Genomic DNA, 16889 nt, shown 5'->3' with positions numbered 1-16889 from the left:
GATATGTTAAAAGTGTGATTCAGGCACGGTTGTAACGAATTCGGATTCCTGTCAGGACTTCTCAGGATCCTCATAGCGCCGTTTCGCATCCAGCGCTTCCTGTTCGGTTTCATGTTCGCTGATCAGCGAATCAGGTTTAGGGTGATCGGCACGCAGCTGGTACCAGGTTACGGTCTGATCGCTATTACCTTTTTCAACGGTAACGATGCGGGCTTCACGTGGATAGGGAGGTCTGGTTGGCATAGCTCATCCTTTTTTTATGTCTGAGCTATGAGTATAGACGGCTGTTAGCTGGCGCAAGCCAAACGCAGGGCGGTAATAATCTGAATCGCAACTTTCTCGGGTGACGCTGACGCATCCACAACGTGGTGTGCCGCCTCGCGGTACAGTGCATCGCGTTCGGCGAGGACGTCGCTGACCTCTTCACTCAGCGGTTTCGCGGTCAGCGCCGGGCGCTGTCCCTCTTCCGGAAACGCCTCCAGCCGCCCCACCAGCGTAGAAACCGGGGCACAAAGGTAGATTACGACACCCTTTTCGCGCATAAACTGGCGGTTATACGGCGCCAGAATAATGCCTCCACCGGTCGCAATCACGGTCGACGGTGCGGTCACCGCTTCCAGCGTGGCCGTTTCGCGCGCACGAAAGCTCTCCCACCCCTCATTCTCCACGATATCGGCGATGGTCTTACCGGCATTCTCCTGGAGCCAGTGGTCAGTATCGACAAACTGACTCTGGCACAGACGCGCCAGCTCCAGACCAACGGTGGTTTTCCCACAGCCGCGAGGGCCAACTAAAAAGATGGGTGGGTTCATAACCAGGTGTTCCCCTTGCTGCCGGATAACTGAAGGCTGTAAAGAAATGATTGCAGAAGATGTTGCGCTAACTTTACTGCAAAGCGGTACGGAATGACAAGCCTGTGGAAGTCACACTGTACCACAAAACAGCCCGGAGGTGGGCTACGCCGGGCGGCGCTTCACTTCCAGCAGCCATTTATCCAGCTCGGCGGCAAACTGCTGGCGATCGCGCTGCGACAGGCTGTCCGGCCCACCGGTTTGCACGCCGCTGGAACGCAGGGTATCCATAAAATCACGCATGGTGAGCTTCTCCCGGATCGTTGCCGGAGAGTAGCGCTCGCCGCGCGGGTTAAGCGCCGCGGCCCCCTTCGCCAGCACGTCGGCAGCCAGCGGGATATCCGCGGTGATCACCAGATCTCCTGCGTCACACAGGCGTACTATCTCATTATCTGCCACGTCGAACCCGGCCGGCACGCGCAGAGAACGAATGAACCTGGAGGGCGGCACGCGGATATTCTGGTTCGCCACCAGCGTCATCGGCATCTGCACCCGCTCGGCGGCGCGGAATAGAATCTCTTTAATCACATTCGGACACGCGTCCGCATCAACCCAAATCGCCATAGTGTCTCCCCATTATGATTCTGGCGACTATTGTCGCCTGCATTTCGTTGTTAAGCTATCAATGAGAGATAACAACGCATAATAACGGAGAGACGTGATGGATAAGAAAATCGGGTTTATCGGCTGCGGAAACATGGGTAAAGCTATCCTCGGTGGACTGATAGCCAGCGGCCAGGTGCTGCCGGGGCAGATTTGGGTCTATACCCCATCCCCGGATAAAGTCGCGGCGCTGCGTGATGAGTATGGTATCAACGCCGCCGAAAGCGCGCAGGAAGTGGCTCAGGTGGCGGACATTGTCTTTGGCGCCGTTAAGCCGAATATCATGATTAAAGTCCTGAGCGAGATCACCTCCAGCCTGAACAAAGAGAGCCTGGTGGTGTCGATTGCCGCAGGCGTGACCCTCGACCAGCTCGCCCGCGCGCTGGGGCACGACCGTAAGATTGTTCGCGCCATGCCAAACACCCCGTCGCTGGTAAATGCCGGTATGACCTCCGTTACCCCGAACGCGCTGGTTACTTCTGAAGAGGTGGCGGATGTATTGAACATTTTCCGCTGCTTCGGCGAAGCGGAAGTGATTGCCGAACCGATGATCCACCCGGTTGTCGGCGTGAGTGGTTCTGCCCCGGCGTATGTCTTTATGTTTATCGAAGCCATGGCCGATGCCGCCGTACTTGGCGGTATGCCGCGCGCGCAGGCCTACAAATTTGCAGCGCAGGCGGTGATGGGCTCGGCCAAAATGGTGCTGGAAACGGGTAAACATCCGGGCGAACTGAAAGATATGGTGTGCTCGCCGGGTGGCACAACCATTGAAGCCGTGCGCGTGCTGGAAGAGCGCGGGTTCCGCTCCGCCGTGATCGAGGCGATGGAAAAATGCATGGAAAAATCAGAGAAGCTGAGTAAGTCCTGATGCGTTACGCCGGGCGTCAGGCGGCCACTTCGGTGCGACCCCGTCCGGCATTTTTGGCTTTATAGAGGGCCACGTCCGCGGCCTTTAGCCATTCACGATAGTGCGTGAACTGCGCCCCCCAGGGGGCAACCCCAACGCTGATACACAACCTCGCCATAGGTGCTCCGTGCAGCGGCATGTTGACCAGCCTTTCATGGACGCGCGCCATCGCCGCAATCGCATTGTCGGCAGGCGTGCCGGACATGATCACCGCGAACTCATCTCCCCCGAAGCGGCCAATATAATCGCCTGCGCGCAGGGTCAGCTGAAGCTGGCGCGTGATGGCAACAATCGCTTCATCCCCCACGTCATGCCCCCAGGTGTCGTTGATCGTCTTGAAGTGATCGATATCGATGAGCAGTATCGTCGCCTGTCGATGGCTGCGACGGCAGGCCTCAAATTCGTTCCGCAGCAGCGTTTCCCAGTGGCGGCGATTGAACACGCCGGTCATTCCGTCGCGGGTACTCATCAGCTCAAGCCGACGCTTATGCTCTGCCAGCCGGATCGCCGTGCGGTGGCTGAGCCAGGCAAACAGCATGGGGTAGACCACCAGCACGGGGAGCGTCAGCCACAACGCCAGCGGTTCAGAGGTCAATAGCACAGGAGTACCCGTGGATTGCACGGTGAGCAGGGCAGACAGAGCAAGCAGCGCAAGTCCTGTCAGAAATAAGCGGCATCCCCCCGATCCCATCATGTTCATGCCGATCATCACGATCAGCGCCGCCGTTGGCAGCGCATTGAACCCTATTAAGCCCATCCAGACGCCAGCAATGATGGCATCGATTTTCAGATTAACGATTTCACCGCTGTGGGGGCAGGTCGAACGAAAAGCCAGCTGCCAGGCGAGATGGGGCCAGACAAAGACCCAGCCCACCAATAACAACCACCAGACGCCAGAAAGAAGCTGACTCACCAGAACGCTGGCAAGCGGAACAAACAGCGCCGCCAGACCAACGATGCGTGCCAGCCGTATTCGCCGGGCAAATCGCAGACCGGAACGGTATGAGTCATCCTGAGAAAGCTGCTGATACCACGCTTCCCGAATGTTCTCGTGATTGTCGTAAAACTCATCATTCATCATTTTTGGGAATATTCTGAAACATTTTCCCAAATTATAGAGAGGGGGATAGCGGGGAAAGTATGAAATTTTGGGTGAGCCACAGCCGTGGCTCACCCGTTAGCACTACGCCTGTTTTTTCAGGCACGCGCTCATAAACTTGCTGCGATCGTCGCCTTTCAGCATCTGCTGTGTCGCCTGGGCATTGCACTCGCGCATTTTTTGCTGCTGCGGGGTCAGGCTTTTTTCACCCGGTTTGGTCGTACCATTTTTAAGGCAGTCGCTCATATACGTTTTACGGGCATCCCCTTTCAGACTTTGCGAGGTCGCCTGTTGGTTACAGGTCGTCATGCGCTGCTGCTGGGGCGTTAACGTTTTCTCTTCCGCATGTGCTGAGGCGATCAGACACAGGCCAGAGAGCAGGGTAACCAGTATTGTTGTTTTCATTGCACCATCCTTTATGTGAAGTTCCACGTTAAGTCTGGTTCGTTACGGGAAAAAAACCACCCTGTGCCATGATTTTCACCGTGATTCAGGGTTATTTCAGTCCCGTCGCAGCGCGATTATTATTAACCGGTTTCGCAGGAACGGAGGAGGTAATTACGAGCGAGTTTAATGCGGTGAAAAGTGTGCTCTGCTTCATTTTAATTTCCCTATGGTAACAGGGTAAAAATAAAAACAGAGCGACGCCAGGCATCCTGCATGACAATTCTGTGACACGTCATTTCACCTCTGGCCGGTTAACTGCGAGGATGCCTTAAAAGCTTCTTTACGTATTGCTGAAGCAGCTCCGCGTCCTCTGCAGGCACCTGTGAATCAGGGCGAGCTTTTTCCAGCGCGCCTTCAACGTTGTCGATCAACGCCTCCTGCTCTGGTTTTGCCATCTGTCGCAGCAGCGCCGTCACAACGATCTCCAGCGCCTCGACCTGGGCAACCAGCTCTTTCGACTCTTCTTCCTTTTGGGCAAGCTTAACCAACAACTCAGCAATGAGATTTTTCATGGTGCTATGTCCTTATGTGATTTCCCCTGAAATTAACACCCTCACTGAATAATGAAAAGCATGGATTGGTTTTATCTTATGCAAAAGTGACATTGCTGCCAAAAAAGATATTTCGGAGCGCAAGCGAAACGTTTTTCTAAAAGACAGGAGCCGCATTTCGTTATATAAAAATGCGGCCATCATAAGAATTAATAATATATTATCGTGTTTGCCGGGCTGACTTTGCCTCAGCGATTCGCCGGCGACGGCGCAAGGCAAAGGCCAGTTGAATAATATTAAGAAGCACCACCACCGCCGTCGCGGCAAATACCCAGCGGAAACCCGCCATCGCCGAGACCGAGGCGCCAATAAGCGGGCCCGCTACGTTGCCTAAATACATGAACGACTGGTTGTAGCCAAAAATGCGGCCGGTTACCTGGTCACTGGAATATTTCACCAGCAGCGTCTGTACAGCGGGCAGCATAGCACCATCCGCGAAGCCAAGCAGGAAGCGCAACACCCCGAGCTGAAGCGGTGTCGTGACGAACGACATGGCAAAGAAAAGGATCACCGCAATGATGAGCGTTGCCATCAGAATGCGTGCCGTACCGATCCTGTCGCCCAGTTTCCCCAGACGCGGAGCGGACATCAGCGCCGACACGCCCGGCACGGCGGCAATCATCCCGCTCAGAAAAGCAATGTTGCTGCTGTCCGGTGCCATCGACTTGATAAACAGCGCCAGAATCGGTCCCACCGAGCCGTTACAGAGCTGGATCACCATCGTTGTCACAAAAAGGCTAATCATCAGGCCAGGATAAGGTAGCGAGGCGAAAACCGCCTTTCCGCTCAGGCGTTCTGATTTGCTGACGACAGGCCGACCGCCCTCTTTAATCAGAAAAAGGGTGACCAGAAAGCTGACCGTTAGCAGGATGGCGGTAATGATAAAGACCGCGCGCAGCCCAACATGGTCAGCCAGGAAGCCGCCGAGCAGGGGGCCGCCAATTACACCGCTAATCTGGGCCGTGGAAAGCGTGCTGAGTGCCCAGCCGCTCCGCTCGCGCGGTACCTGTGAGGCCACCAGCGCCATGGCATTCGGAATGTACCCGGAGGTCAGCCCCATTATCGCCCGCAGAATAAACAGCTGCCAGACGTTGGTGGCGAAGGCCTGGAGCAAAATGGCTATCGCCATCCCCAGCGAGGCGCGGAGCAGCATCAACTTGCGCCCCTTGCGATCCGCAAGGCTGCCCCACATCGGTGACACAATGGCGGACACCAGAAACGTCACGCTGAACGTCAGGCCGGACCACATAGAGAGCGCTTCATGGGAAGTGACCCCCAGCTGCGACACGTAAAGCGGCAGGAAGGGCAATATCTGGCTGATAGCCAGTCCGGTGAAGAAGCAGCCGAACCAGACTGAAATGAGGTTAACTTTCCAGGATTCCATAACAGAAATAGTCTTCATTTTTAGGCGAATTCGCCGACAGATTAGCAAGTTACGCGCAATGACATAGCGCCAGAGATGCGGCCTTGCAGACTTTGGTGTTTTATCTTCCCAGTCATCATATTTGTGAGATAAGTCACAATCTATCCAATTTTCGGCGGAAGATTATGCTTCATCGACATAAGCCATAGCCGCGCATTCCCAGATGGAAATGGTTGGCATGGGCGGCATTGTAGTCCGGCCCCAGACCGTTACCGTAATAGCCGCAGCTTGCCGACAGCAGCGCCTGTAGCCAGGGCTGCGTCTTTTCCGCTTTCCAGCCTTTGAGGACGGTAACACGCTGTCCGTTTGCCAGCCTGAAAGCGCTGATATCCAGCGCATCCGCCGTGGCATGTTCGCTGCGCCGCGCATCCGGGCGGCTGTAGATATTGCGGCAGGCGAAGCTGCCCAGATGTTCAATACGCGTAAGCTCGCTTCCGGTCCAGGTTTTGGTGAGCGGCCGGGCCTGCTGGCTGACAAACAGCGCCGAGCTTAACGCCAGCGGGCAACTGGCAATAAAGCTGCCGTTCAGGCTGACCGGGCCAAAATCGCGCACGCGCACCACGTTACTCAGCGGACACTCCCCGGCGCTGTCAGCGACCGCCTGGGTACGGATAAGCTGGCGTTGATTCGCCTGCGCTAACAGGTTTTCGCACGCCTGCGGCGTTAAGTGCCGGAGTTTAAACTGGGTTATTTTTCCAGGCGGATCGTCAAGCGTAAGCGGCACGAAAGGGTTGTAATGCGGCGGCAACCAGCGGTAGCCCACCGTGGCGATCCCGGCAATAACAATAAGAATAAGCAGACCTTTTCCTTTCACGCGCCCCCCTTCAACATCCCTCATAACATTATGGCAGAAGGCCGCGAAACCCGCCGGGCATCGTGGTATGTTATTGGCTTTTCGTCAGACTGGAAGAGAGTGAGATGGCAAAGCAGCGCGTAGGTATTGTCTTTGGGGGAAAATCATCAGAGCACGAGGTGTCATTGCAATCGGCTAAAAATATCGTTGATGCGATTGATAAAAGCCGTTTTGACGTGGTGCTGCTGGGCATTGATAAACAGGGCCAGTGGCATGTTAACGATGCCAGCCAGTATCTGTTGCACGCTGACGATCCGGCGCACATCGCCCTTAATCCTTCTGATATCAGCGTCGCAACGGTTCCAGGCGTGGCACAGGGACAGCTTATCGATGCCGGTAACGCGCAGGCGCTGGCACAGATTGACGTGGTGTTCCCTATCGTTCACGGCACGCTGGGCGAAGACGGCTCCCTGCAAGGCATGTTGCGGATGGCGAACCTGCCGTTTGTCGGCTCCGATGTGCTGGGTTCTGCCGCCTGCATGGATAAAGACGTCACTAAACGTCTGCTGCGCGACGCCGGTCTGAATATTGCACCGTTCGTCACGCTCACTCGCGCCAACCGCGATAAACACAGCTTCGCGCAGATCCAGGCGCAACTCGGCCTGCCGCTGTTCGTGAAACCGGCGAATCAGGGCTCGTCCGTCGGCGTCAGCAAAGTCACCAGCGAAGCACAGTTTAACGATGCCGTTCGTCTGGCCTTTGAGTTTGACCACAAGGTGGTGGTTGAGCAGGGAATTAACGGGCGCGAAATTGAGTGCGCCGTACTGGGTAACGACTTCCCGCAGGCGAGTACCTGTGGTGAAGTGGTGCTGAATAGCGGCTTCTACTCCTACGACACCAAATATATTGACGACAAAGGTGCCCAGGTTGTGGTTCCCGCCGCGCTCGATCCTGACGTTAACGACAAGATCCGGGCGATCGCCGTTGAAGCCTATCAGGCGCTGGGATGCAGTGGGATGGCGCGCGTCGATGTGTTTCTGACGGCGGATAACGAGGTAGTGATTAACGAAATCAACACCCTGCCGGGCTTTACCAATATCAGCATGTACCCGAAATTGTGGCAGGCCAGCGGAATAAGCTATCCGGAACTGATCACCCGCCTGATTGAACTGGCGCTGGAGCGTCACGCCGCTGACAGCGCCCTGAAAAGCTCTGTTAACTGACGGTTAGTCGGCTTTCTCTGCCGTCGTCTCATCGGGACGACGGCGGATAATGAATCCCGCCAGCCAGAAACTGATTACCCAGGTCACCAGCCCAACCGCATAGGTTTGCCAGCCCTTCGCTTCAAATCCCAGCAGCCCGACAACACCGTTGAGTATAAAGATCAGCCCGATCGCAAAGGCGTAGTAATGCCAGTCACGGCGTAGTTTGGAAGTGAGCTTCATGACAACTCCGGCAGAAAAAAAACTATCCTCTCACAGTTTGATAAAGCCGTCTGTGGCGGATACGTAAATTCTGAAAAGCAGCGTAGTTTCACTTATGTTATCAATTTGTGACGTGATGCAGAAATCGACAATCCAGGAGAAATCCTGAGCCGAATTTCCCACGATTCTGATATTGACAAATGCTATGACCTGTCACACTCACCCTGTACGACGCGTATTAAAACAGAGTGATATTTTCGGGAGGTCTTATGGCAGACTTTACATTGTCGAAACCGATTTTTGGCGGAAAACAACCAAAAACCTCCACGACGGGGAATATTGCCTATGCCCTGTTTGTTCTGTTTTGTTTCTGGGCAGGAACCCAACTGCTGAATATGCTGGTGCATGCCCCTGGCGTGTATGAGCATCTGATGCAGGTGCAGGATACCGGCCGCCCGCGCGTTGAAATCGGTTTAGGCGTGAGCACCGTATTCGGGCTCATTCCCTTCCTCGCGGGCAGCATGGTTCTGGGCGTGATTGCGCTCGTGCTGCGCTGGCGCAACCGCCACTGATTACAGTCCCATACAGCGAGCCCGACGATCGTCCACGCGTTTTGCGAACCATGCGGTCGTCAGGTTACGCGTGATCTTCGGGCTTTCAAGCTGAATGCCTGGCAGAATGGCTCTGGGTAGCGCCTTTCCACTTTTCTTCTCTGCAAGCGCGAAAACCTGCTTATACAGATCCGTTTTCTCAAACGCCAGGCTGTCACCCTTCTCCAGCTGTCGGCGAATGTCACTGTTGCTCATCTCCAGTTTCGTCGAAAGTTTTCGCACTGCCCGTTCGGTGGACCCTGCCTCGCTGCTGCCGTATGCAATGAGATCGCCATCCAAAGCGAGCTTCACACCGCTGGCGCGGCTTACCGCATTCTGGAAGGCTGCATTTCGGCTGGCATACCAGCCCGCGTTAAAGTCGGCAAAACGATACAGCGGTTTATCGTAGCTGGCCGGATAATTCAGCAGGTGATACGTCCCAAACCATAGCCCACCGCGCAGGGAGAAGACTTCCTGACGCACCGTACCGTCGATATCCCACGGATAGCCGTCGGTATGCTTTTCCGCAAATGCGATGCTTACCTGCATCGGACCGCCGGTATGTACCGGATTCAGCGAGCCAAACAGCTTCTGCCCCATCGGAACCATATTGATGAAATCATCGAAAATGGCGCTGAGCTGCCTCTCGGTTTTCACCGTATCCAGCCGTTCGCTGTAGCTTTTCCCGTTTGGCGAGGTGATTTTAAGGGCGGTATGTACCAGGAAAACCGGGATATGCATCGATTCGGCCCGGCGGTCGATCTCCTTCCAGGCGATTTTGTTCAGGCCAGGCACAACAGGATCTGACTGATACATCGATTCCTGCTGCGCCACCGCCAGCACCGAGCAGATGTTCTCCTCGGTAGGCGCGATCTTCTGACTTTTGAAGGTCGTTGCCAGCGCATCAGCCCACTCACTGCGATCCTTCACGCTGACGGGCATTTTTTGCCGCACCACGCTCGCCACATCAACGGGCTTCTCCCCTTCTTTGAGCGGGGCGGCCCCTTTCTCGGCACAGCCCGCCAGCACGACGGCGGCGAGTAACGTCAGCGGTAATGCACGTGGTACGGCAAATGGCATAGCAATTCCTTTTTAACCTAATGTATGGGTGACTTCCTGCAAATCCTTATCGTCCAGCTCACGCTCGAAACTGCGTAAACGTTTGTAGATGGACATCAGCTCCACCAGCGTAGTCCAGGAGCTAATCAGGTACTGGAACGAACCGCGAACCTGACCAAAAACGTTGGTGATCTGGGTCATCAGACCGAGCGTAATCGTACCCGCAACGATGGACGGGAACAGCAGGAACAACCCGAAAACGTTATCAACCTGAAGATAAAGGATGCGCGCGATATTGAAATACATGTAATGGAAATAGAGGCGGAAGTAATTACGACGTACGGCGCCAAACAGCTCACGCACGGTAGGCGGTGACGCACGGTTGGGATCGTCTTCACCATACACCAGCTCTTTACGGTAGGCCGCTTCCACGCGCTGGTTTTTAAATTCCAGCCCCGGCAGCTTGATCCCCACCACTGCCAGCAGTCCCGTTCCCATCAGCGACCAGACAATCGCGGCAATGACCAGGCCGTACGGCAGATGGCCGACAATCGGCAGTTCCGGAACGTGGGATGAGAGCGTCACCAGCACCGGCAGGAAGGCGATCAGCGTCATGATGGCATTAATAAAGCTCACGCCCATATCTTCGAGTGTAGAGGCAAAACGCATGGTGTCTTCCTGCACACGCTGTGCGGCACCTTCGATATGACGCAGGTGCTGCCAGTGCGCCATATAGTGTTCGTTCATCGCGGTACGCCAGCGGAACACATAGTGACTGACGAAAAAGTTATTCATCACGCCGATCACCACGGCGATGAGGGCGATGCCGAGGAAGATCCCCACCTCATGGTAGAACTGGTTAATGGTCACTTTATGCGGCGAACTCAGCGCCGTCTGGATCAGATCGTAAAACGGCGCATACCAGGCGTTGACCGCCACGCCCACTTCCACCAGGAACCAGGTGACAAAGATGATTAACGACGTGCCGAGAATCGACCAGTATTGCCAGCGGTGAGGCGAATAGATAAACCAGAACATGCCAAAAAGCCCCACGCAGAGCATGTAATAGGCGTAGAAAAGCAGATAGCTCATGGACCAGAAGCGCGCAGCGCTAATGGGAATGTCGCCCGTTGCCCCCGTAAGACGGGTCAGCCACGCGCCGCCACCGGCCTGCCAGAAAATGACAGCCAGCAGTGCCCAAATAAATGCCGACAGGAAAAAGGGCCCCGGCTTTGGGAAAAAAGACTTAAACATTGTGCTTCCTTCTTGTTGTTATGGCTGTTGCTGTGTTTAACATATCGCCACACGAAACCTTGCCTGGGCCAGCCTCTCGGCTCAGGCAAAAAAGTCAGACCTGCGGGTGAATTATTAGTTCGCTTTCCAGTTTTCAAGAATTGTTTCGGTGCGTTTCACCGAAGGCGGGTTGGCAGGAGCGATGAAGTTACGCCAGACATCGTTATAGTGCGCGATCAGAACCTGGGCATCGGCCGCTGGACGATTGGCCGTGGTGTGGGCATCCTCCGCAACCGTGATGTGGTAGCCCCGGCTGACACCGTTTTTAAAGGTGGCATCGACACAATAATCCGTCGCGCAGCCGCAGATAACAAATTCATCGATCCCCTGTTCGCGCAACAGTGCCTCGAGCGAAGTGTTATAGAAGGCATCGCAAGCGGTCTTCGTGACGTAAAACGCCCCTGCCGGCTGGTTGAGATCGGGCAGCAATGCAAACCCTTCGCTCCCCTCCTCTAGCCCGCCAGCTTCAGTATGCTGTATGAAAATAACGGCCTCAGCAGCCTGGGTAAGCTGATTGATCAGTGAGACACATTTCTCACTCTGATGGCGCGGCGTCTTAAACACCCCATTCTGCATATCAACCACCAAAACCACACGCTTTTCAGACATACCGTTCTCCGCAATAATGAATGTAACTGGTGACTATCATAAGCCCGATGTCACAAAATGGGAGTCTGGCCGTAAGTAAATTGTGCAAATTTACCCACGGTTACGTTTTTCTCGCTATCGTTATGCAAATCGGACGATTGCCCGACGCCGATTAGTAGTATAACTACCCGTAACTCTCCTTATTCACTGGATGGATGCTTTTCGTTGAAACGTTGTCTGCTCTCTTTCGCCGCGCTGTGTGCGGTGAGCCTGTCCACCGCCCAGGCAGCACAGCCTCTGACGGCACCGGTTCTGGCCTCTGACATTGCCGATCGCTATGCGAACCTTATTTATTACGGCAGTGGTGCGACGGGAATGGCGCTGGTCGTGATCGACGGTAACCAGCGGGTGTTTCGCAGCTTCGGTGAAACACGACCGGGAAATAACGTTCGCCCGCAGCTGGATTCCGTTATCCGTGTCGCGTCGATAACTAAGCTGATGACCAGCGAAATGCTGGTGAAATCGCTCGATCAGGGCGTGGTAAAACTCGACGATCCGCTCAGCAAATATGCGCCACCCGGCGCTCGCGTTCCGACATATCAGGGAACGCCGATCAGGCTGGTGAACCTGGCGACCCATACCAGCGCCCTGCCGCGAGAACAGCCCGGTGGCGCTGCGCATCGCCCTGTCTTTGTCTGGCCAACTCGCGAACAACGCTGGAATTACCTGAGCACCGCAACGCTGAAATCGGCTCCGGGTTCTCAGGCTGGCTATTCTAACCTGGCGTTTGATCTGCTGGCCGACGCGTTAGCAACGGCATCAGGTAAGCCTTACCCTCAGCTGTTTGAAGAGCAAATCACGCGTCCGCTCGGGATGAAAGATACTACTTACACCCCCTCCCCGGACCAGTGCAAGCGTCTGATGGTGGCGGAAAAAGGGGCCAGCCCGTGTAATAACACGCTGGCAGCCATTGGCAGCGGTGGGGTTTACTCTACGCCTGGCGACATGATGCGCTGGATGCAACAGTTCCTCTCATCGGATTTTTACGCGCGCAGTAATCAGGCCGACCGAATGCAGACGCTCATCTACCAGCGTGCTCAGTTACGTCGCGTCATTGGTATGGATGTTCCCGGTAAAGCCGATGCCCTCGGCATGGGCTGGGTATATATGGCGCCAAAAGATGGTCGCCCGGGTATTATTCAAAAAACCGGTGGGGGTGGCGGATTCATCACCTACATGGCGATGATTCCGCAATCAAACGTGGGCGCTTTTGTGGTGGTCACCCGGTCACCGAACACCCGCTTCGTGAATATGAGTGATGGCGTAAATAACCTTGTAGCCGAGCTGAGCGCCAATAAAGCGCAGGTACTTACGGCCGCTAACTGAGCTTAATAGTCCGTGGGCAAACGGTTGATACTGATCAGTTTGCCCCGGCTCATATTGATGTAGTTCCCCTGACGTAGCGCCGCCAGAACCTCCGCAACCACCGAACGTGATATACGCGTGCTACGCTGAATATGATTCATCACACCAATTTTTGAGCGTAGCGTGTCATCCCACTCGGCCATATTGATTAGCATCGCCCGAATTTGGCTATACGAATTATTTCCGACCAGCTGGATATCACGTTTTCCCAGTAAATGATTTAGCCATGAAAGCCAGCAGAACGCTTCTTGCCAGAGTTGTGCTTCTTGAATAATTTCGCATGCAGTAGAGGCTGGCAAATAAAATCCGGTACAAGGTGTTTGTGCCATCAGGGAATATTCAAGATAGCTGTCATTAATCCATGCACTTAATCCATGAATATAGGGTGCCCGTGCAATACCCACGAGTAATTCATCTGATTTACGGTGAACGACTGTCAGGCCGGATTGTATTACAAATGTCAATGGTTCATCATCATTATTGCCGGTAGTTATAAATTGTTGTGGTTCCGTTTTAAATGGGGTACCGGCGACTTCCAGACACTTTATGAGCCGGCTTAATTCAGAAAGTGGTTTCGCATTAACGTTCATGCATACCTCAAGTCATCTGTATATGTCGGTTCTTTATTATTTTTAAAGCACATAAAAAAGCGGGGGCAAAATCCCCCGCGTTTTTTCTTACCAGGTATATTTCACACCCAGGTTTGCTCCCCAGTTCTGGTCAACGTCGCCGCCGCCCAGATAAGTCGCATCAGTGTAAGCACTGAAGTTTTTCGTGAAGCTGAACTGAGTGCCCAGTCCCACGCGAACCGCAGAGCCTTCCACGCCGTTGTCAATGCTGTCATTGTTGATATCAGCATTGTTGTCGGCATCGTCATACACGTAAGCCAGCTTGAAGTAAGGGGTTAATGCCTGCTCGCCACCGTAGTTGAAGGTATAACCTGCATCCACGCCGAGCTCATAACGCATACTGTCGTAAGACTGGCCATCGATACGCATGTCGTTGCTTAACTGATAGTCATCACCGGACTGGAACAGGCCAGAGATCGCCGCGTAAGGCGTGACGTAGCCAGACAGGTTTGGTTTCCAGTCATAGCCCAGTTTCATCCCGAAACCAACGGCGTCAGTCGTGGTATTACCGTCAACATACTGACCGTTGCTCATGGTAGCAGAGAGGTCGTTGTTGAAGCGGGTGTAGCTCATGGAGCTGTCGAGGAAGATGTCGTTCATGAACTTCGCCGACGCGTAGATCATCGCAGTCTGGCTGTCCTGATCGACCTGACCAGTACGATCGCTGATATCACCCTTCGCGAAACCAGCCGCACCACCGACAATCCACTTCGCGTTATTACCGTCGATCTGAGTATCCAGACCCACCATAATGCCGCTTACGTCCTGATCGTAGCTAACGGTGCCATTATCCGCGTCAAAGTTGCCGCCAAAATAGCTCACCCATGCGCCGCCGTTATCTGCCAGGCCATGACGGCTGTTGGTCAGACGGGTACCCACGGTATCCTGTTGCAGATTCCAGATGTTGGTATTAGCAGAAGGAATGCTCAGCGCCATGTTGGCGTAGTCAGTCAGCTCTTCCTGCTGGAGAACAACGGTGTCACCCTTCTGCTGCGCTTGATAGGTGTATGCACCTAAATCAGCTTTGTTTGCCGCAGTAAAGCTGGCAGCGGTATCCGCGTTATTGTCATAGACGCGAATGATCTCTTTGTTTTTGTAGTCAGCTACGGAGCCTGCACCGGTCGCATCGTCGATGCGCACTTTATAGTTACCGGCAACGTCACCGTTCACCGCCAGATGGCCGTCAGAGTTCAGCGCGACAACACCATAGTCGTAGTCCGCTTTATGGCTATCGTTGGTGATATAGCGTGCGTTGTTCAGGTCGCTGTTCAGCACATAATCGCGGCTGGCAACGTTGAGCACACCGCCATCGGTCAGCACCATATTGTGCGTATCAACCTGACCCAGACCCAGCGCCAGCTCTGCACCGTTGTCTACAGTAATGTTGTTGGCATACAGTTCTGCCGTCTCTTCAGTCAGTGCCGCACGGCTGTAGCTATCCAGATACAGACTGTCGGTTGCCACGGCACCGCTGTCGCCAATATTCAAGGTTGAAGCATTGGTCAGGGTGATGGAATCTGCCAGCAGGCCGGAGTTTTCAACATTGACCTGAGACTGGTTGTTCACCGTCAGTGCATCGATGTTGGAGATCTTGCGGGTATCCCACTCGGAACCGTTATCCAGCGCCACGTTGAACAGGCCGCTCTGATACACCTCTTCACCGGCAACGTGACCGTTGCTGTCAAAGGTAGAATCAGGCCAGATGCTATTCGGGGACAATGCGTGCCAGTCTACGTTGCTGTAGCCCTGGCCATACATCTGCGCAGTGCCGATAGCTTCAACGCTGGACTGCGCTGCACCCACCCACTTACTGCCGTTGGTCAGCGTGACATCCAGTTTATCGGTACCATCCCAGCCGTTGGTGGTTGGGTTATAGACGCCATCTTCTGTGGTATCCGTTGCCGGATCGCCATTCTCGTAGAAGTTGTTATCAAAGGTGCTGGAGAAAAGAATGTCACCCGTAACGGTAGAGTGATCGAAGGTAGCGGTGGTCTGCATGGCGTTATCAGACGCACTGGCAGCAACGATCAGCGCCGCATCATCCGCAGCCGTGGCGTTGGTTTCACCGTAGTCGCTCGGCTTCGCCGTTTGACCGTAGAAGCCGCTGGTGCCCAGATCGCTGTATGCGCCAGAGGTCAGCACAGAGTCTTTCACCACCAGCGTATCGGTAAAGATATTGCTGCTGTTAGCAACGCCTTCAACACCGTCGTATGGCGTGTTATCAAGCTCCTGATAACCCTGCGTCAGCGTGATGCCCGCGATGTGGGAATTGTTCTGAATAACGATATCAGACTCAACATCCAGGGTGATGGCGTTACCCAGACCATAGGTGTCCAGATAATGCGTTTCAGTGGTATCGCCATTAACGACATCATACGCATAATGCTCGTAGGTATCGTTGATGGTGGAGTTATCAACAGTCAGGCTAAAACGATCGTACTGGGTATGCGTAGTGCCGTCAGTATCCACGCCTTCTGCACACGTCGTGGTCATACACTCTGACGTGATCATGCCGTTAATGGTGCTGTTAGAAATACTCAACGCGTTCGCACGGCCATTGACACCATCATCCAGATAGTATGTCGAAATAACTCCGTTTACGGTTGATTTATTGATGACTGGATAAATGTCACCATCATGTGTGGCATCTGAATAATCCCAGTCAGCATAACCATAATACCAGGGCGTGGACGCAGTATTGTCATATCCAAAAGTATTATATGTCGTGCCGGATATATCTTTCGCATTGGCCTGAGAAGCGATAGCCAGTGTGCAGGCTAATGCAAGTTGTGATACAACCAGTTTCTTTTTCCATGTTTGCATTGGGTCATCCCTCCTCAGGGACGTAAGCAAGTTTGTCCATCAAATCATTTGGCAACGTTTAATTGCGGAAGGAATTATGCAGTTTCACTTCGAAAAGGTTCAATGAATGATTCCATTAAGTCCGTATTCAGACAAATAAGCTTATAAACCCAGGGCAATATCAATCATTATGAATAAATATTATAAATTCAACTGATTGCAAACTACTTTAGTTGCTTCGACACATATAATGAAAAGCAATAAATCATTTATATTTATAATCCCAAACCAATATAGAAGCCTCACCAATATCACATACCACTCTGGACACCATAATAAGATTTATAATATATACAAAATACATGTAGCGTATATTAATCGATTTCGAAAATCTAAAAGACAACT

18 protein-coding genes are annotated in these 16889 nt (G+C 53.7%); 4 read left to right on the top strand and 14 right to left on the bottom strand.

The genetic code is table 11. From position 1 onward, the window contains the following. Positions 1-51 precede the first annotated feature (51 nt). The 3 genes from yaiA to ACOTX2_RS21025 all read right to left on the bottom strand — a co-directional run bounded on the left by yaiA (position 52) and on the right by ACOTX2_RS21025 (position 1415). On the bottom strand, positions 52-243 hold the full coding sequence (yaiA, locus tag ACOTX2_RS21035) for a protein YaiA (protein ID WP_023305565.1): 192 nt from the start codon (positions 241-243) through the stop codon (positions 52-54). A 44-nt stretch (positions 244-287) separates the two neighbouring features. Further along, positions 288-812 (bottom strand): shikimate kinase AroL, encoded by a 525-nt coding sequence (gene aroL, locus ACOTX2_RS21030; protein WP_022647212.1) that lies wholly within the window; start codon positions 810-812, stop codon positions 288-290. 144 nt (positions 813-956) lie between these two features. Continuing rightward, positions 957-1415, bottom strand: coding sequence for a YaiI/YqxD family protein (locus tag ACOTX2_RS21025; protein WP_022647211.1), 459 nt, complete (start codon positions 1413-1415; stop codon positions 957-959). A 97-nt stretch (positions 1416-1512) separates the two neighbouring features. Between ACOTX2_RS21025 and proC the strand changes: the two genes are divergently transcribed. Beyond that, positions 1513-2322 carry a pyrroline-5-carboxylate reductase gene (proC, locus tag ACOTX2_RS21020; protein WP_038415461.1) on the top strand — a complete coding sequence of 270 codons (810 nt, stop codon included), beginning with the start codon at positions 1513-1515 and terminating at the stop codon, positions 2320-2322. Positions 2323-2338: 16 nt separating this feature from the next. On the opposite strand, the gene adrA is transcribed toward proC, so the two are convergent. From adrA to ACOTX2_RS20995, 5 genes are all read right to left on the bottom strand, one after another. Continuing rightward, on the bottom strand, positions 2339-3442 hold the full coding sequence (gene adrA / locus ACOTX2_RS21015) for a diguanylate cyclase AdrA (protein WP_023305562.1): 1104 nt from the start codon (positions 3440-3442) through the stop codon (positions 2339-2341). A gap of 102 nt (positions 3443-3544) precedes the next feature. Further along, a complete protein-coding gene (psiF, locus tag ACOTX2_RS21010) occupies positions 3545-3865 on the bottom strand; it encodes a phosphate starvation-inducible protein PsiF (RefSeq protein WP_022647208.1) in 321 nt (106 codons plus the stop codon). Between the two features lie 293 nt (positions 3866-4158). After that, positions 4159-4419 carry an anti-adapter protein IraP gene (iraP, locus tag ACOTX2_RS21005; protein ID WP_003859148.1) on the bottom strand — a complete coding sequence of 87 codons (261 nt, stop codon included), beginning with the start codon at positions 4417-4419 and terminating at the stop codon, positions 4159-4161. A 199-nt stretch (positions 4420-4618) separates the two neighbouring features. Then, the gene (locus ACOTX2_RS21000) at positions 4619-5842 is read right to left on the bottom strand and encodes a multidrug efflux MFS transporter (RefSeq protein WP_023299423.1); all 1224 of its coding nucleotides are present in this window, start codon (positions 5840-5842) and stop codon (positions 4619-4621) included. Between the two features lie 169 nt (positions 5843-6011). Continuing rightward, positions 6012-6695, bottom strand: a complete 684-nt coding sequence (locus tag ACOTX2_RS20995; protein ID WP_063843898.1) for an extensin family protein — start codon at positions 6693-6695, stop codon at positions 6012-6014. Between the two features lie 104 nt (positions 6696-6799). Here ACOTX2_RS20995 and ddlA point away from each other — a divergent pair, with 104 nt between their 5' ends. Next, on the top strand, positions 6800-7897 hold the full coding sequence (gene ddlA, locus ACOTX2_RS20990) for a D-alanine--D-alanine ligase (RefSeq protein WP_063150959.1): 1098 nt from the start codon (positions 6800-6802) through the stop codon (positions 7895-7897). Between the two features lie 3 nt (positions 7898-7900). Here ddlA and ACOTX2_RS20985 read toward each other — a convergent pair whose 3' ends face one another. After that, positions 7901-8119: a DUF2754 domain-containing protein gene (locus tag ACOTX2_RS20985; RefSeq protein ID WP_022647204.1), complete on the bottom strand. Its 219-nt coding sequence runs from the start codon at positions 8117-8119 to the stop codon at positions 7901-7903. A 248-nt stretch (positions 8120-8367) separates the two neighbouring features. Between ACOTX2_RS20985 and ACOTX2_RS20980 the strand changes: the two genes are divergently transcribed. Further along, entirely contained in the window at positions 8368-8670 is a 303-nt protein-coding gene (locus ACOTX2_RS20980; RefSeq protein WP_063148333.1) for a DUF2755 family protein, read from the top strand. Here ACOTX2_RS20980 and ACOTX2_RS20975 read toward each other — a convergent pair whose 3' ends face one another. From ACOTX2_RS20975 to ACOTX2_RS20965, 3 genes are all read right to left on the bottom strand, one after another. After that, positions 8671-9768: a DUF1615 domain-containing protein gene (locus ACOTX2_RS20975; RefSeq protein WP_063148332.1), complete on the bottom strand. Its 1098-nt coding sequence runs from the start codon at positions 9766-9768 to the stop codon at positions 8671-8673. Positions 9769-9780: 12 nt separating this feature from the next. Then, positions 9781-11001, bottom strand: a complete 1221-nt coding sequence (sbmA, locus tag ACOTX2_RS20970) for a peptide antibiotic transporter SbmA (protein WP_063148331.1) — start codon at positions 10999-11001, stop codon at positions 9781-9783. Between the two features lie 114 nt (positions 11002-11115). Continuing rightward, positions 11116-11649, bottom strand: coding sequence for an isochorismatase family protein (locus tag ACOTX2_RS20965; protein ID WP_023299419.1), 534 nt, complete (start codon positions 11647-11649; stop codon positions 11116-11118). Between the two features lie 204 nt (positions 11650-11853). Between ACOTX2_RS20965 and ampH the strand changes: the two genes are divergently transcribed. Continuing rightward, positions 11854-13014, top strand: coding sequence for a D-alanyl-D-alanine-carboxypeptidase/endopeptidase AmpH (gene ampH / locus ACOTX2_RS20960; RefSeq protein ID WP_063148330.1), 1161 nt, complete (start codon positions 11854-11856; stop codon positions 13012-13014). Positions 13015-13016: 2 nt separating this feature from the next. Here ampH and ACOTX2_RS20955 read toward each other — a convergent pair whose 3' ends face one another. Continuing rightward, on the bottom strand, positions 13017-13643 hold the full coding sequence (locus ACOTX2_RS20955) for a helix-turn-helix domain-containing protein (protein WP_022647199.1): 627 nt from the start codon (positions 13641-13643) through the stop codon (positions 13017-13019). Between the two features lie 87 nt (positions 13644-13730). Then, positions 13731-16505 carry an autotransporter outer membrane beta-barrel domain-containing protein gene (locus ACOTX2_RS20950; RefSeq protein ID WP_063148329.1) on the bottom strand — a complete coding sequence of 925 codons (2775 nt, stop codon included), beginning with the start codon at positions 16503-16505 and terminating at the stop codon, positions 13731-13733. Positions 16506-16889 lie beyond the last annotated feature (384 nt).

The sequence above is a fragment of the Enterobacter cloacae complex sp. IR5412 genome (genome assembly GCF_049237385.1).
Taxonomy (GTDB): Bacteria; Pseudomonadota; Gammaproteobacteria; order Enterobacterales; family Enterobacteriaceae; genus Enterobacter; species Enterobacter intestinihominis.
This window is presented reverse-complemented; position numbering and strand designations above follow the sequence as displayed.

Excerpts from the sequence above, each read along its gene's own strand:
- ACOTX2_RS20980 (WP_063148333.1), top strand. The coding sequence starts at position 8,368 with ATGGCAGACTTTACATTGTCGAAACCGATTTTTGGCGGAAAACAACCA.
- ACOTX2_RS20950 (WP_063148329.1), bottom strand. The coding sequence starts at position 16,505 with ATGCAAACATGGAAAAAGAAACTGGTTGTATCACAACTTGCATTAGCC.
- yaiA (WP_023305565.1), bottom strand. The coding sequence starts at position 243 with ATGCCAACCAGACCTCCCTATCCACGTGAAGCCCGCATCGTTACCGTT.
- ddlA (WP_063150959.1), top strand. The coding sequence starts at position 6,800 with ATGGCAAAGCAGCGCGTAGGTATTGTCTTTGGGGGAAAATCATCAGAG.
- ACOTX2_RS20985 (WP_022647204.1), bottom strand. The coding sequence starts at position 8,119 with ATGAAGCTCACTTCCAAACTACGCCGTGACTGGCATTACTACGCCTTT.
- psiF (WP_022647208.1), bottom strand. The coding sequence starts at position 3,865 with ATGAAAACAACAATACTGGTTACCCTGCTCTCTGGCCTGTGTCTGATC.
- sbmA (WP_063148331.1), bottom strand. The coding sequence starts at position 11,001 with ATGTTTAAGTCTTTTTTCCCAAAGCCGGGGCCCTTTTTCCTGTCGGCA.
- ACOTX2_RS20965 (WP_023299419.1), bottom strand. The coding sequence starts at position 11,649 with ATGTCTGAAAAGCGTGTGGTTTTGGTGGTTGATATGCAGAATGGGGTG.
- iraP (WP_003859148.1), bottom strand. The coding sequence starts at position 4,419 with ATGAAAAATCTCATTGCTGAGTTGTTGGTTAAGCTTGCCCAAAAGGAA.
- aroL (WP_022647212.1), bottom strand. The coding sequence starts at position 812 with ATGAACCCACCCATCTTTTTAGTTGGCCCTCGCGGCTGTGGGAAAACC.
- ACOTX2_RS21025 (WP_022647211.1), bottom strand. The coding sequence starts at position 1,415 with ATGGCGATTTGGGTTGATGCGGACGCGTGTCCGAATGTGATTAAAGAG.
- ACOTX2_RS20955 (WP_022647199.1), bottom strand. The coding sequence starts at position 13,643 with ATGAACGTTAATGCGAAACCACTTTCTGAATTAAGCCGGCTCATAAAG.
- adrA (WP_023305562.1), bottom strand. The coding sequence starts at position 3,442 with ATGATGAATGATGAGTTTTACGACAATCACGAGAACATTCGGGAAGCG.
- ACOTX2_RS20975 (WP_063148332.1), bottom strand. The coding sequence starts at position 9,768 with ATGCCATTTGCCGTACCACGTGCATTACCGCTGACGTTACTCGCCGCC.
- proC (WP_038415461.1), top strand. The coding sequence starts at position 1,513 with ATGGATAAGAAAATCGGGTTTATCGGCTGCGGAAACATGGGTAAAGCT.
- ACOTX2_RS21000 (WP_023299423.1), bottom strand. The coding sequence starts at position 5,842 with ATGGAATCCTGGAAAGTTAACCTCATTTCAGTCTGGTTCGGCTGCTTC.